Source organism: Kitasatospora sp. NPDC088779, from assembly GCF_040685395.1.
Classification (GTDB): Bacteria; Actinomycetota; Actinomycetes; order Streptomycetales; family Streptomycetaceae; genus Kitasatospora.
Window position 1 is genome coordinate 265,374 of record NZ_JBFBHW010000003.1, and the last position, 14,121, is coordinate 279,494.

Here is a 14,121-nt window from a genome sequence, read left to right on the forward strand (position 1 = left end):
GTTGCACACCGGGAGCCGGCAGACCCTCGGAGGCGGCGGGGCCGACGACGGCGTCGTTGCCCGGGGCCAGTACCTCGCCAACGCGTGAGCGGGCGATGACCCACTCGTTCCACTCCCGCTCGGCCACGGGCAGCTCCGTCTGGAGGCGGTCGGCCTCCTCCCGCAGATCGTCGACACGACGGCGAGCGGTGAGCTCACGCTGTTCCAGCAGTCCCACGACCGACGGCATCCTCGACCTCCACCAAAGCGACGACACGACACGTCACCACTGCCACGAGACCGCCGACCCTATGCCTGACCAGCGAGAACGCAGTCCTCAAGCCTGGAAAGACGACAACCTCTCTGCACCGGGAAGTCGGGTTCGACCAGGTGGCGTTCGGTGCTTCCTTCCAGGGCATTGAGTTCGCCGGTGGTGAGGGTTGGCTTCTGCGAGCGGACCCGCCGCGACCGTGACGGGGAGGATGGGGAGGATGCTGGATTCCGGACGGCGTTCAGGCCCATCTGGCCTATCGGGCCTTGGGCATCGACAGCACGGTCGCCCGCCGCAGCCGGAGCCGCGAGGGATGACGCGGCGCATCCGCCAGAGGTTATTAGTCCGTTTGACGTAGCATTCCGTTCGACGGACTATTGAGGTCTGCGCGAGAGGATGCTCATGCCGTTCACCCTGGCCCACCCCGCGGCCGTACTGCCGTTGCTGCGGAGACCCTTCAGTCGGGCCGCGCTGGTCGCCGGAGCCGTCGCACCGGACCTGCCCTACTTCGTCGTCACCACGGGACTGCCCGTCAGTGCGCAGTCCTGGTACGAACCGTTCGTCAACGCCACGACCTCGCACAGCGCTCCGGGCGCCGTCACCGTCGCCCTGCCGTACGCCCTCGCCCTGTGGGGACTGCTCCGCGCCGGCGAACGCCCGCTGGCGTCCCTGCTGCCGCTGCCGCTGCCGGAGCCCAGCGCCGCGTCGCGGCTCCGCGCTGCCGGCGCGCTGGCGCGACGAGCCGGGTGGATCGTGCTGTCCGCCCTGATCGGCATCGCCACGCACCTGGTCTGGGACGCCTTCACCCACTTCGACGGCTTCGTGGTCGCCCGTACGCCCTGGCTCAACTCCACGCTGGTGGGCAGCCTCACCTGGGCGCGGGCGTTGCAGCACGCGAGCACGATCGGCGGCCTGGCCGCCATCGCGGTGTACGTGTGGCCGAGGCGGGCCCGCTTCCTCGCCACTGAGGGCCGCACGAAGCCTGGCAGCGAAACCCGGCGCCCCGTCCTCCTCGCCATGGCCCTGGTCACGCTCGTCGGAGCCGTTGCCCACGCCTGGCGGTGGCTCGCCGGCCCGGAGGCGGTGGCCGACGGGCTGCCGCTGAGCGCCGTCGTCGAAGGGGTGCTGTCCGACGCGGCGAAGGGCGCGGGCGCCGGCCTGATCGGCAGCCTGGCCCTGTACGTCCTCATGTGGTGGAGTCGGCGCGCCCTCACGGCAACCCGCCTCCGCCGGGGCAGAGTTGACACAGTACGCCCGGGTCCGCAGGGAGAACGCGGGGCCGTTCACCGACAATCGGAACACCAGGCAGAGGCCGATGGCCGGTTCGGTACCCGGCCGACCAGATGAGGGGAACACGTGCGTCCAGATCATGATCAGGATTCGCTGAGCTTCGCGTTACTCGGCGAGCTGCGGGTCCGGCGCGCCGGCACGGACCTGCACTTCGGCGGCCCGCAGCAGCGGTCGGTACTGGCCGCCCTGCTGCTGCGCCCGAACGCGGTCGTGACGGTCGACGAGCTGATCGACGGCCTGTGGGGAGACCGGCCGCCCGGTGCGCCCGACACCAGCTTGCGCACCTACGTGTGGCAGCTGCGGAACCTGCTGGAGCCCGTGCGCACGGCGCCCAGGGTGCTGGTCTCCCGAACGGGTGGCTACCGTCTGGCCGTCGAGCCGGACCGCGTGGACCTGTGGCGGGTCAAGCGCTTGCAGGAACTGGCCGGGACGTGCGCCGCCAAGCGCCCGCAGGACGCCCGGAACGCACTGGGAGAAGCCCTGGCCCAGTGGCGCGGGGAGCCGCTCGCCGGCCTGCCAGGGCCGCTCATGTGCCGCGAGCGGGAGCGGCTTTCGAGGCTGCGCCTCACCCTCCTGGAGGAGCGCCTCGCCCTCGACGTGGCCCTCGACGTGGCCCACGGTGCGGGACTCGGCGCGGCCCTCGACGCTCCCTCCGGCTACCTGTCGGAGCTGGAGCAGCTGGCCGGTGACCACCCGCTCCACGAGCGCCTCCAGGAACTGCTCATCCGCGCGCTGCGGCGGCAAGGGCGCACGTCCGAGGCGCGTGCGGTCTACGACGCGCTTCGATTACGGTTGGTCGAGCAGCTGGGGATCGAACCGGCGCCCGCGCTCACGGAGTTGTGTCACGATCTCGGTGTGGATGCCGCCATGCGATCGAGGACCGCTGCACCCGGTCCGGGCTTACGCCCAGACGTACCGTTATCGCCCGCGTCGGCTGACCGAGGCGCCGAACGAGACGTCGAACGAGACGTCGACCGCAGCGCAGGCGATGCGGCCGACAGTGAAGCCCTGGACCAACTCCCCCCGGTGCTGGCACAGTTCATCGGACGGCAGGAGCACATCGCCGGAATCGGACAAGCGCTGACCGGGCAAGCACCGGCCGGACGGACCAGCCCCGCACTGCGACTGGTGACCGTGACCGGGATGGCCGGGGTGGGGAAGACGACCCTCGCGGTGCGAGCCGCCCACACCGTGCGCCCGGACTTCCCCGACGGCCGGCTGTACGCGGACCTGCGCGGCGCCGACCTGGTGCCCGCGAACGCGTCCGACATCCTGGCGGACTTCCTGACAACGCTGGGCGTCCGGGCGGCAGTTGTGCCCAAGGACCTAGAAAGCAGGTCGGCGCTGTTCCGGACCGCCAGCGCGGGACGACGGCTGCTCATCCTCCTGGACAACGCACGCGACGAGGCCCAGATCCAGCCGTTGCTGCCCGGCTCGTCGGACTGCGCGGTCATCGTCACCAGTCGCACGGTGCTCACCAGTGTGCCGTCGGTCCTGCACGTCGCGCTGGACGTGTTCAGCGAGCCCGAGGCGATCGGCCTGCTCGACTCGGTCATCGGCGCGGCACGCCGGTCCGGACAGGGCCCCCAGGCCAGGATGCTGGTCGATGCCTGCGGCCGGCTCCCCCTGGCCGTACGGATCGCCGCGGCCCGGCTCGCCGCCACCCCGGACCAGCCGATCGCCGAGCTCGTCCGGAGCCTGGCCGACGACCGCGAGGGCATCGACGCCCTGCGCACGGGCGACCTGGCGATCGAGCAGGTCTTCGAGCTCAGCTACCGGCTGCTCCCACCACCCCTGGCCACGGCGTTCCGGATGCTCTCCTGGGCGGAGCCCGACCTCGGTCTGGCATCGGCAGCCGCAGTCCTGGGCCTGGCGGAGTACCAGGCGGAGCGGCTCGCGGAGTCGCTGGTGGACCAGGCGCTGCTGGAGTCGACGGGCGCCGGGCGCTACCGCTACCACGACCTGGTGCGCGCCTTCGCCCGCCGGGCGTCGCTGCGGACCGGCGACCACGAACGGGCCGGCGCCCAGCAGCGGCTGCTGACCCATCTGCTCGGCTGCGCCCGTACGGCCTTCACCCTCGCCGTACCCGGCGACCCGGTCGCCGACGTCTTCGGCGAGCCGCTCCAGCAGCCGGCCGCCCCTCCTGGCCGCTCCCCGGCCGCCCGTCCAGGCCGCTCCCCGGTCGCCCCGGCTTCCTTGCGCCCCTCGGTCTCCCCGGTCTCCCCGGTATCCCCGGTCTTCGCGGATCTGGCGGACGCCCGCCGGTGGGCCCGGACCGAGACACCCGGCGCCGTGGCGCTCGCGGCCGCCGTCGCGACGGACACCCTGCGCGCCCTCGCCGACGGCCGGCCCTCGGCGATGACCGACCTGCGGGCGGCCGTCAACCTGCTGATCGCCCTCAGCCCGCTCGGCCTCGGCGCCGTCGGCGGCCGAGCGGAAGACGCCACCCGCACGCTGATCGCCGCCGCCGTCGCGGCCGGCGACCGTTGCGCGGAGGGCCGGTCGCGGTTCCTCCTCGGCACGGTCCTGCTGGCCCGGGCCCGGCTCGGCGAGGCCGGCGCACAGGCCCGGCAGGCGGCCGAAGCCTGCCGGGAGGCGGAGGACCCGGCCGTTCTCCGGCAAGCCCTCAACGACCTGGGCCTCATCGCCCAGGCCGAGGGCCGGCACGAGGAGGCGATCGCCGCCTTCGACGAGGCGGTGGCGCTCGCCCGGCAGCTCGGCCACCGGTCCGGCGAGGTGGCGAGCACCGCGAACGCGGCCCTGTCCCGCATCCGCACCGGTCACGTGGCCACGGCGGTGCAGACCTGTCAGCGGATCCTCGCCGAACCCGGGGGGACCGCCGACGTCGCGATGACCGCGTACGTGCACTACGTCCTCGGCCTCGCCTACCAGGAACTGGGCCGACTCGACGACGCCGCGGCGCAGCTGCGGTCCTGCATCTGCTGCGCGGGCGTCACCGGCGATCTCAACCGGGAGTCGGCCGCCCGAAGCCGCCTGGCCGACGTCCTGCGCCTGCTCGGACGGCTCGACGAGGCCGTTCAGCAGGCGGAGCGGGCACTGGACCTCGCAGAAGCAGGTGGGCGACAGCGCGAACGCGCTCTCGCCCACCTGGTGTTGGCCCATGCGATGACCGCCCGCAGCGACCACCACGCCGCCCGGCATCAGGAAGCGAAGGCGCGCCTACTGCTCAGCCGCCTCAGCGCCCCGGAGGCCGCCGACGTGACGTCGATGCTGGCCGCCCTGGCGACCGCCGACCGGACCCCTCACCCCCGGTAGCGGATGACGAGACCGGTGCCGTTCCACGCGATGCGCCCCGAGAGGCAGTGCACGTCGGCCGACCCGCCGCAGGCCTGCGCCGACGGCTCGGTCGGCGAGCCCTGTCGCACGGGGGCCCCCGCGCCCACGGCAACAGCGCCCACCACCGGCACCAGCACGGCCGCACCGGCAACAGCCGTACGGACAACAATCGTTCGAAACACGGATGACGCTCCCTACGTACCTACGGCAAGACGTCCGAACGCTCGCAGGGGCCGGTAGACATCAGATCAACGCAACCGTCACTCCCGTCACTCCCGCACACGGACACCGCACCGCACCGCACCGCACCAACAGGAGGTTGGGAACCATGGCCCAGCAGTTCGGTGACTACCAGAACGAGATCTACTTCGAGGGCCTGCGCGGGGTGCAGCCCGCCCTGCCGATGACGTACGCCGGGCTGGAGGCCGGGGCGCAGGCCGCCCTCCCCCCGTCGATCTGGTCGTACGTGGCCGGCGGCGCGGGGGACGAGCACACCCAGCGCGCCAACGTCCGGGCCTTCGAGCGGTGGGGCCTCTACCCCCGGATGATGGTCGGCGCCGCCCGTCGCGACCTGACCGTCGACCTGTTCGGCCACACCCTGCCCTCGCCGCTGTTCCTGGCGCCGGTCGGCGTGATCGGCCTCTGCGCCCAGGACGGCCACGGAGACCTCGCCGCCGCCAGGGCCGCCGCCCGCACCGGCGTGCCGATGGTGGCCTCCACCCTCACCGTCGACCCGCTGGAGCAGGTCGCGGCCGAGTTCGGCGACACGCCCGGCTTCTTCCAGCTCTACACCCCGACCGACCGAGACCTCGCCGCCAGCCTGGTGCACCGCGCGGAGGCGGTCGGCTTCCGGGGCATCGTGGTCACCCTGGACACCTGGATCACCGGCTGGCGCCCGCGCGACCTCGCCACCTCCAACTTCCCCCAGCTGCGCGGCCACTGCCTGGCGAACTACTTCACCGACCCGGTCTTCCGGGCCCGCCTGGCCAAGGCTCCCGAGGAGGATCCGGGTGCGGCGATCCTGGAGTGGGCCGGTCTCTTCGGCAACCCGCTGACCTGGGACGACCTGCCGTGGCTGCGCTCGCTCACCGACCTGCCGATCATCCTCAAGGGCGTCTGTCACCCCGAGGACGTCCGCCGGGCCCGGGACGGCGGCGTCGACGGTCTCTACTGCTCCAACCACGGTGGCCGCCAGGCCAACGGAGGCCTGCCCGCCCTGGACGCGCTGCCCGCCGTGGTCGAGGCGGCGGGCGCTCTGCCGGTGCTCTTCGACTCCGGGGTGCGCAGCGGCGCCGACGTCGTCAAGGCGCTCGCCCTCGGCGCCACCGCGGTCGGCGTCGGCCGCCCGTACGCGTACGGGCTGGCGCTCGGCGGCGAGGACGGCATCGTGCACGTGCTGCGCTCACTGCTGGCGGAGGCCGACCTGCTCATGGCGGTCGACGGCTACCCGGCCCTGGCCGACCTGACCCGCGAGGCGCTGGTGCGCCTCTGAGACGGCCGACGGTCGACGGCCGAATTCACGACACGTATTCGGTGGCGATGCGGTCCGTGCTTCCCCGGACTACGTGAACCCGGTTGTGGTGAAAGCGGTCCTGACCGGATCTCTGTGGTCGGCTTGACCGTCAGGAGTTCATGTGTATGACTGGCCGTCACTTGACTGTGATCTGCGGGTCCGTGGAGCCGTCAAGACCTTGAATCAGCCATGACGCGCACGTAGATCCATCGTTGACTGATCATTGATCAGCTGCTCGTAGGTTTTTCTCGTCGGAGGCGATCGGTTCCGCCCCAGGGCGGACGTCACCGATGACACGAGAGCCTGCGGGGAGTCGTCCCCTGAACCGGAACGGAGTATTCATTCTATGAACACCAACGACCTCGACCAGGTCATATCCGAGTTGACCCGGATCAAGAAGGAGTATGTCGAGCAGCGTTCGGCTTTCGTCCCTGGAGAGCGCATGGCCGGCTTACTGAAGGGGCTCGGCGCCACCGACGCCGACCTGGCCCAGCTCCAGCGGGTGAGTGACGACCTGCCGGACGACCCCACCCTCCCCTTCCGCCAGTCGAAGAACGGCCGCTTCCACTTCGACGTGAAGAACGGGACGATCGACCGGGGCGAATTCCAGCCGTTCGCGCTCTCGGCGGACGAGGACTTCGTACGCCATGACTCCGGACAGAAGCGTGAGTTCGCGGAGGTCGGTGACGACCTCCAGCTGAACCGGGCCTTCCAGGGGCTGCTCCTGTTCAAGGCGTTCATGGTCCAGGACGTGGAGATCGCGCACCGCCCGAAGCTGGACTACGACTACCCCGGCTGGGTGTGCACCCTGTTCAACCTGCGGACCGTCACCACGCCCGAACTCGTCGGCGAGCCCGCCCTCGAAGGGGTGCACAGCGACGGCGTGGACCACACCATGACCACCCTGCTCGGCAGTGAGAACATGACCGCCGACAGCGCCATCACCTTCCTCCACGACATGCGGCAGATCAACGCGGTCCGCTGGGACGAGGTTGAGCCGGAGCTCGTCGTGGGCCAGTACCAGCACCGCCACTTCCTCGACACCATGCTGGTCGTCGACCACGAGCGGAAGCACAGCCTCTCCCCGGTGGTCGCCGCCGACCCGCAGCAGACCTCCACCAGGGATATGCTGATCTTCTTCACGCGGAAGCCCGCCCTGGAGGGTCACATCTCCCACACGCACGACTCCCTCGCCTGCCACTCCGCCCTGCCGATGTCGGTCGGGTTGCTTCCCTCGGTGATGGTCTGATGGCGGCGGACGGGATCACGATCACCGACTTCCTGGACGTCGACATCCGTGCGGGCCGGATCGTCCGTGCCGAGGCGTTTGCGCGCGCCCGCCGGCCCGCGTACAAGCTGTGGATCGACTTCGGTGATCTGGGCGTTCGGAAGTCCAGCGCCCAGATCACCGACCTGTACGCGCTCGATGACCTCGAAGGTCGCCTGGTGATGGCCGTGGTGAACCTCCCGCCCCGGCAGGTCGCGGACTTCATGTCCGAGGTCCTCGTCCTCGGGGTGCCGGGCGAGGGCGGCGGCGACGTGGTCCTGATCGCCCCGGACCGGGAGGTCAAGCCGGGAGCGCGGCTGCTCTGACGCGAACCGGCATCACCGGCCGGACGACCGGGCCGGGGACGCCGCGGAGGAGCGACCTGACGTCACTCTGTGGGAGCCCGGGGGAGATTCCCCCGGGCCTCCCGACCGGCCGGCCCGGTCCCGTTCGTGGAGGGTGAACAACCTCTTCCGGCGCACCCCCGCCGGCCGGGTCCTGCACTGATCGTTCAAAACTCCGTCCGCGCATGCTGGGGAAGCCGGGGTCGGTCGGGGCGGGGGTGATCCTGGTGTCCAGGGTGGGCAGGGCGCTGACGATGTCGCGGTGGACGAGGTGTTCGGGCGTGCCGGCCGGACGCCCGGGGCAGTTGCGGGGGGTTCGGCGCGCACGCCTGCGCGTGGCCGGTGGGCCGTGCCGGTGTGCGCGCCGCTCCGCCGGGTGTCAGACGGCGGGCTGTTGCTGGGTGACGCAGTGGATGCCGCCGCCGCCGGCGCCGAGGGAGTCGATGTCGAGCTGCTCGACGGTGCGTCCGGGGAAGAGCCGGGCCAGGGTCGCCCGGGCGGCGGCGTCGGCCGTGCTGTCTCCGAACTGGGCGGAGATCACGGCGCCGTTGCACGCGTAGTAGTTGGCGTAGGAGGCGACGAAGTTCTGGTTGGTGGAGCGGATCCTGTAGTAGTCCGGGCCCTGGAGTCTGGTCACCGCGGTCGGACCGCCTGCGGCCGTCGTGGCGGCGGACAGGATCTGGTACTGCTCGCGCGCGTCGCTGGCCCACGCGTCGGTGTCGGTCGCCAGCGGCAGCTGGACCAGCCCGGCGCCGGGGGCGAGGAAGCGCGAGGTGGCGTCGACGTGGTCGTCGGTGATGTCCTGGTTCCTGATGCCGGTGAACCAGATGACCTTGGACGCGCCGTAGGCCTGGCACATCGCGGTCTCGATCTGCGCCTGGCTCATCCCGGGGTTGCGGTTGTCGTTGACGATGCTGCTGCGGGTGGCCATCAGGGTGCCGGCGCCGTCCTGTTCGATGGCGCCGCCTTCGGCGATCAGGCCGGCGGCGGTGAACGGCACCCCGACGTAGGCGGCGATGCGCCGGGCGACCAGCGCGTCGTTGGCGTGGGTCTGCCGGTTTCCCCAGCCGTTGAAGTTGAGGCCGACGGCGTCGAGGGCTCCCGGCCCGTCGGTGCGGAAGACCGGGCCGGTGTCGCGCATCCAGCAGTCGTCGACGGGGATGGTGGTGATCACGGTGACCGACGAGCCGCACAGGGAGCGGGCCTTGGCGGCGCTCGCGGGGTTGGCGCACATGATGACCGGCTCGTACTTGGCGATGGTCCTGGCGATCAGCGCGATGTTCGACTGGATGCCGCCGAGCTGGCTGCGCCAGATCGTGGTGCTGTCGGGCCAGGCCATCCAGGTCCGGGTGTGCCGCGCGCCGTCGATCGGGACGGCGAACGCACCCGCCAGTGCGGTGTCCTCGTTGCGGGAGCTGCGGAGGCCGGCCGCCGCGGCGGCTGAGCCTGCCGCCGACGTCACGGCCAGGCCGGCGGCGGTGAGTCCGGCCGCGGTGAGGAACTGTCGTCTGCCCAGGCCGGGCCTGCCCAGGCCGGGTCTGCTCGGGACGTGATCGTTCATCGGGTCCTCCGGTCAACTGCCCGTCTCGGCAACGGGATTGACTCGAAAGGTAGAACTAACCGAGCGCTCGGTCAATTATCTGCGCAGGATCGGACGAAGATTCCTGGAGCGGGGGCGTGGGTCGGACACGCCCTAGAGTTGCGCCATGGCGACAGGCGAGAAGGAACAGGTTCAGGCGGCCCCCGTGGTTCCGCAGGGGCGCACGCGCTCGTCGGCCAAGGGGGAGCAGACCCGGTCACGGCTCGTCTCCGCCGCCCGGACCCTGCTGGCCGGCGAGAGCGCCGGGCGCTTCACCACGCGCAACGTCGCCGCGCTGTGCGGCGTTTCGCACGGGATGTGCCACTACCACTTCCGCGACCGCACCGATCTGATCGTGGCGGTGATCGAGGACATCCGGCCGGAGTGGATCTCCCCGCTGGAGGAAGCGGTGGACGGCCCCGGCGACTTCGCCGAGCGGGCCGAGCGCGTGATCGGCCTGCTGACCCGGGGCGAGAGCCCGGACCTGTCGCACCTGCACGCGGCCCTGCACTGGCACGCCCTCAACGACGAACGCGTCCGGGGGAGTCTGGAGCAGGAGTACCTGCGCTGGCGGTCGTGCTTCGTCCGGCTCTTCCAGGTGCTCGCCGACGAGCGGGGCGGCGGCATCGACCCGCGACCCCTGGGCGAGGCGGTCGCGGCGGCGGTGGACGGCCTCGCGGCCATCCAGTCCCTCGACTCGAACGTGGACGCGGCGACGGTGCTGGGGACGCTGGTGCGCGCGCTCGCCGGAGCACCGTCCGGGACGGCACAGGCCCCGGCCGACGCCGGGACGGCATAGGCCCCGGCGTCGTCCGCCCGTCGGCCGAACGACACCGGGGCCCCGTGGAGTCCGCCGACCCCGCGGGACCCCGACAGTCCGGAAGGCCCGGCAGTCCGGAGGGCCCGGCTACAGGGCCCGGCGGGCGGCCGCGATGGACCGCGGGTCCCAGCCCGGCCTGGGCACGGAGTCGAGCAGCAGCCGGGTGTAGGCGTGCCGGGGCCGGGCGAGGACCTCGGCGGTGGGGCCGGACTCGACGATCCGGCCGTTCCGCATCACGACCACCTCGTCCGTGACGCACCGGACGACGCCCAGGTCGTGGGTGATGAACAGGTAGCCGATGCCGGTCTGTTCGCGGATGTCGGCGAGCAGGTTGAGGATCTGCGCCTGCACCGAGACGTCGAGGGCGGCCACCGCCTCGTCGAGGACGAGGACGGCGGGCTCGACGGCCAGCGCGCGGGCGATGGCGACGCGCTGGCGCTGGCCGCCGGAGAGCCGGCGGGGCAGGGCCTCGGCCTCGCGCTCGCCGAGGCCGACCTGGTCGAGGAGTTCGGCGATCCGGCGGGGGTGGTCCGCGTCGGGGAAGTGCAGCCTGAGCGTTTCGCGCAGCGCGGTGCCGACGCTGGTGCGGGCGTCGAGGGACAGGTACGGGTCCTGGAAGACCATCTGGACCTCGCGGGCGCGGGCCAGCCGGTGGGCCCGGCCGCGCCGGTGCTCGGTGCGGTCCCGGCCGTGCACCAGGACGCGTCCGGAGTCCGCCCGTTCGAGCCCGACGACGATCCGGGCGGTGGTGGTCTTGCCCGACCCCGACTCGCCGACGATGCCCAGCGATCCGCCTTCGGCCAGGGTGAAGGAGACGTTGTCGACCGCCTGGACGCTCCCGTAGGTGCGGTGCAGGCCGACGGCCTCCAGGACGGTCTTCGGCATCGCTGGTTCTCCTCCGGGGCTCGTCGTGACGCGGCTCGTCGTGGCGGGGCTGGCCGTGGTGGGGCTGGTCGTGGTGCCGCTACCGGCAGTGCTCCTAGGCATCGGCGGTCACCTCCGCGACGCGGTCGCCGTGGTGGCAGGCGGCCCGCCGGGCCGGCTCGTCGGCGAGCGGCAGCAGGGCCGGCGCCCGCTCGGTGCACACCTCGGTCGCGAGCGGGCAGCGGGCGGCGAAGGGGCAGCCCGTCAGGTCCTCGCGCAGGCTCGGTGGCCTGCCGCCGATGGCGGCCAGCCGGCCCCGGGGGGTGTCCAGGCGGGGGGTGGAGGCGAGCAGCGCGGCCGTGTAGGGGTGGCGCGGCCGCTCGAACAGGGCCTCGGCGGGCCCGGTTTCGGCGATCCGTCCCGCGTACATGACGTAGACGCGGTCGCTGATGGCGGCGGCGAGTCCGAGGTCGTGGGTGACGAAGACCAGTGCGGTGCCGAAGCGTTCGCGCAGGTCGCCGAGGAGGGCGACGACCTCGGCCTGGGTGGTGACGTCCAGCGCGGTGGTGGCCTCGTCGGCGAGGATCAGGGCGGGGTCGCCCATCAGCGCCCCCGCGATCATGACGCGTTGCAGCATGCCGCCGGACAGCTGCCCCGGGTACTTGCCGAGCGTGCTCTCCGGGAGCCCGACGGCGGCCAGCATCTCCGCGGCCCGTCCGGCGGCGGCGTCGGCCCCGCCGGGGCCCCGGCGGCTGGTCTCGGTGAGGAAGTCGCCGATGCGCCGGAGCGGGTTGACGGAGGCGCGCGGGTCCTGGAAGACCATGGCCGCGGTGTCGGTGCGCAGGCGGCGCAGTTGCTCCGGGCTCATGGTGAGGACGTCGTCGCCGTTGACGCGCACGACGCCCTCGGTGGTGGCGCCGCGCGGCAGCAGCCCGAGGACGCTGCGGGAGGTGAGGCTCTTGCCGGAGCCGGATTCGCCGACGAGGGCGACGGTCTCGCGGGCGTCGACGGTGAGGTCGACGCCGTCGAGGACGGGCCGGGCCGTGCCGGGCAGGCGCAGCCGCAGGCCTTGGATGTCGAGGACGTTCAACGGTCCCTCCTGGCGACCTGGTCGGCCCAGCGTTCGCCGACGACGTTGAAGGCGACGACGGTCAGCACGATGGCGACGCACGGCAGGATCGCCGACAGCGGGTAGCCGTGCTGGATGGCGGTCTGGCCGTCGAAGACCATGCGGCCCCAGTCGGGGGTGAGCGCCGGGACGCCGAGTCCGAGGAAGGAGAGGCCGGCGAGGTCGATCAGGGCGTAGCCGAAGTTGATGGTGGACTGGGCGAGGACGACGGGGGCGATGCCGGGGATGATGTGGCGCAGGCAGATCTGGAGCCCGGAATGGCCCTGGACGCGGTGGGCCTCGACGTAGGGGCGGGAGCGTTCGGCGAGGACGAGTGAGCGGCTGAGGCGGCTGACGTAGGGCAGGTAGGCGATGGCGAGGGCGATCACCGGGGCGATCAGCCCCTCGCCGTAGACCGCGACGATCAGGATCGCCAGCAGCATGCCGGGGAAGGCGAAGACCAGTTCGGTGGAGCGGGACAGGACGGAGTCGAGCCAGCCGCCCCGCCAGGCCGCGGTGACGCCGATGGCGACGCCGGCCAGGGTGGAGAAGGCGACCACTCCGAGCGGGCCGAGCAGCGAGGTGCGGGCGCCGAGCATCAGCCGGGACAGGGTGTCCCGGCCGGCGGCGTCGACGCCGATCAGGTGGTCGCCGGAGGGGCCGGCGAGGGCGTTGCCCAGGTCGACGGCGTTCGGGTCGTACGGGGCGAGCCAGGAGGCGAGCACGGCGACCAGGACGACCACGGCGACGAGGCCGAGGCAGAGGTGGTACAGGGGTGCTCGGGCGGTGCGCAGGCGGGCGAGGCCGGGGCGGCGCAGGACGGTGGTGCTCATGCGGCGGACCTCTTCGGCGGGAGGGTGACCCTGGGGTCGACCAGCGGGTGCAGCAGGTCGACGACGAGGTTCACCGCCATGAACAGCCCCACCATGAGCAGGGAGATCGCCTGCACGGTGGGGAAGTCCTTGGTGGTGGTGGACAGTTCGAGGAGCTGGCCGATGCCGCCGACGCTGAACGCGGACTCGACCAGGACGGTGCACACCAGCAGGGTGGAGACGATCAGGCCTCCCGTGGTCAGGACGGTGCCCAGGGCGTTGCGGAACACGTGCCGGCGGATCACCTCGTGCTCGGCGACGCCCCGGCTGCGGGCCACGGTGACGTGCTCCTGGCCGAGGACCTCCTGCATCGCGGCGCGGGTGACCCGGGCGAGCATGCCGATCAGGTAGAGCGCCAGCGCGACGGCGGGCAGGGCCAGGTGCCACAGCATCTGGCCGGGTCCGTCGCCGGTGCCGCCGGTCGGGAACCAGCCCAGCTTCACCGCGAACAGGCCCTGCAGCAGGACGGCCGCGACGAAGGACGGGGTGCCGACGGCCACGGTGGTGGCGACCAGGACGGTCGAGTCCACGGCGCCGCCGCGGACGGCTCCGATCCAGCCGAGCAGCAGTCCGACGGCGACGACCAGGAGCAGGGCCATGGTGACGAGCAGGAGGGTGGCGGGCAGCCGGTCGGCCAGCAGCCGCGACACGTCGGTGCGGTAGGTGATGGAGCGGCCGAAGTCGCCGTGGACGATCTGGCCGAGCCAGCGCAGGTACTGCAGCAGGAACGGTTCGTCCAGGTGGTACTGGTCGTTGATCGCCTTGAGTGCCTCGGGGGAGGCGGAGCGGCCCGAGAGCAGGAAGCTGGCCGGGTTGCCCGGCGCCAGGTACATCGCGCCGAAGATCACGAAGGAGGCGCCGAGGAGGGTGGCCGCCATCTCGGCCAGCCGTCGTGCGGTGAAGCGCAGGAAGCTCAC

Annotated in this window: 11 protein-coding genes; 6 read left to right on the forward strand and 5 right to left on the reverse strand. The window is 72.3% G+C overall.

Features of this window, described 5'->3' with window-relative positions; all coding sequences use genetic code 11:
- Nucleotides 1-652: 652 nt before the first annotated feature.
- The 5 genes from AB0P03_RS04150 (at nt 653) to AB0P03_RS04170 (ending at nt 7,943) form a co-directional block, all read left to right on the forward strand.
- A complete protein-coding gene (locus tag AB0P03_RS04150) occupies nt 653-1,597 on the forward strand; it encodes a DUF4184 family protein (protein WP_363585505.1) in 945 nt (314 codons plus the stop codon).
- A 9-nt stretch (nt 1,598-1,606) separates the two neighbouring features.
- A complete protein-coding gene (locus tag AB0P03_RS04155) occupies nt 1,607-4,816 on the forward strand; it encodes a BTAD domain-containing putative transcriptional regulator (RefSeq protein ID WP_363585506.1) in 3,210 nt (1,069 codons plus the stop codon).
- A gap of 349 nt (nt 4,817-5,165) precedes the next feature.
- Nucleotides 5,166-6,329, forward strand: coding sequence for an alpha-hydroxy-acid oxidizing protein (locus AB0P03_RS04160; protein ID WP_363585507.1), 1,164 nt, complete (start codon nt 5,166-5,168; stop codon nt 6,327-6,329).
- Between the two features lie 367 nt (nt 6,330-6,696).
- Nucleotides 6,697-7,599: a 2OG-Fe dioxygenase family protein gene (locus AB0P03_RS04165; protein WP_363585508.1), complete on the forward strand. Its 903-nt coding sequence runs from the start codon at nt 6,697-6,699 to the stop codon at nt 7,597-7,599.
- Complete coding sequence (locus AB0P03_RS04170; RefSeq protein WP_363585509.1) at nt 7,599-7,943, forward strand: tRNA-binding protein; 345 nt, start codon at nt 7,599-7,601, stop codon at nt 7,941-7,943. The genes AB0P03_RS04165 and AB0P03_RS04170 overlap by 1 nt, the downstream gene beginning before the upstream one ends.
- A gap of 397 nt (nt 7,944-8,340) precedes the next feature.
- Here the strand turns inward: AB0P03_RS04170 and AB0P03_RS04175 are convergent, their stop codons facing one another.
- Entirely contained in the window at nt 8,341-9,522 is a 1,182-nt protein-coding gene (locus AB0P03_RS04175; RefSeq protein ID WP_363585510.1) for an agmatine deiminase family protein, read from the reverse strand.
- A 145-nt stretch (nt 9,523-9,667) separates the two neighbouring features.
- Between AB0P03_RS04175 and AB0P03_RS04180 the strand changes: the two genes are divergently transcribed.
- On the forward strand, nt 9,668-10,339 hold the full coding sequence (locus tag AB0P03_RS04180) for a TetR/AcrR family transcriptional regulator (RefSeq protein WP_363585511.1): 672 nt from the start codon (nt 9,668-9,670) through the stop codon (nt 10,337-10,339).
- A 108-nt stretch (nt 10,340-10,447) separates the two neighbouring features.
- Here AB0P03_RS04180 and AB0P03_RS04185 read toward each other — a convergent pair whose 3' ends face one another.
- The 4 genes from AB0P03_RS04185 to AB0P03_RS04200 all read right to left on the reverse strand — a co-directional run bounded on the left by AB0P03_RS04185 (nt 10,448) and on the right by AB0P03_RS04200 (nt 14,121).
- Nucleotides 10,448-11,245 (reverse strand): ABC transporter ATP-binding protein, encoded by a 798-nt coding sequence (locus AB0P03_RS04185; RefSeq protein ID WP_363627772.1) that lies wholly within the window; start codon nt 11,243-11,245, stop codon nt 10,448-10,450.
- Nucleotides 11,246-11,339: 94 nt separating this feature from the next.
- Entirely contained in the window at nt 11,340-12,314 is a 975-nt protein-coding gene (locus tag AB0P03_RS04190) for an ABC transporter ATP-binding protein (RefSeq protein ID WP_363627773.1), read from the reverse strand.
- Nucleotides 12,311-13,165 carry an ABC transporter permease gene (locus AB0P03_RS04195; protein WP_363627774.1) on the reverse strand — a complete coding sequence of 285 codons (855 nt, stop codon included), beginning with the start codon at nt 13,163-13,165 and terminating at the stop codon, nt 12,311-12,313. Before AB0P03_RS04195 ends, AB0P03_RS04190 begins: the two co-directional genes overlap by 4 nt.
- Complete coding sequence (locus AB0P03_RS04200; protein ID WP_363627775.1) at nt 13,162-14,121, reverse strand: ABC transporter permease; 960 nt, start codon at nt 14,119-14,121, stop codon at nt 13,162-13,164. Before AB0P03_RS04200 ends, AB0P03_RS04195 begins: the two co-directional genes overlap by 4 nt.

Bases quoted from the DNA above. Each gene is read 5' to 3' on its own strand.
- AB0P03_RS04150 (WP_363585505.1), top strand. From the start codon at position 653: ATGCCGTTCACCCTGGCCCACCCCGCGGCCGTACTGCCGTTGCTGCGG.
- AB0P03_RS04160 (WP_363585507.1), top strand. From the start codon at position 5,166: ATGGCCCAGCAGTTCGGTGACTACCAGAACGAGATCTACTTCGAGGGC.
- AB0P03_RS04165 (WP_363585508.1), top strand. From the start codon at position 6,697: ATGAACACCAACGACCTCGACCAGGTCATATCCGAGTTGACCCGGATC.
- AB0P03_RS04170 (WP_363585509.1), top strand. From the start codon at position 7,599: ATGGCGGCGGACGGGATCACGATCACCGACTTCCTGGACGTCGACATC.
- AB0P03_RS04175 (WP_363585510.1), bottom strand. From the start codon at position 9,522: ATGAACGATCACGTCCCGAGCAGACCCGGCCTGGGCAGGCCCGGCCTG.
- AB0P03_RS04180 (WP_363585511.1), top strand. From the start codon at position 9,668: ATGGCGACAGGCGAGAAGGAACAGGTTCAGGCGGCCCCCGTGGTTCCG.
- AB0P03_RS04185 (WP_363627772.1), bottom strand. From the start codon at position 11,245: ATGCCGAAGACCGTCCTGGAGGCCGTCGGCCTGCACCGCACCTACGGG.
- AB0P03_RS04195 (WP_363627774.1), bottom strand. From the start codon at position 13,165: ATGAGCACCACCGTCCTGCGCCGCCCCGGCCTCGCCCGCCTGCGCACC.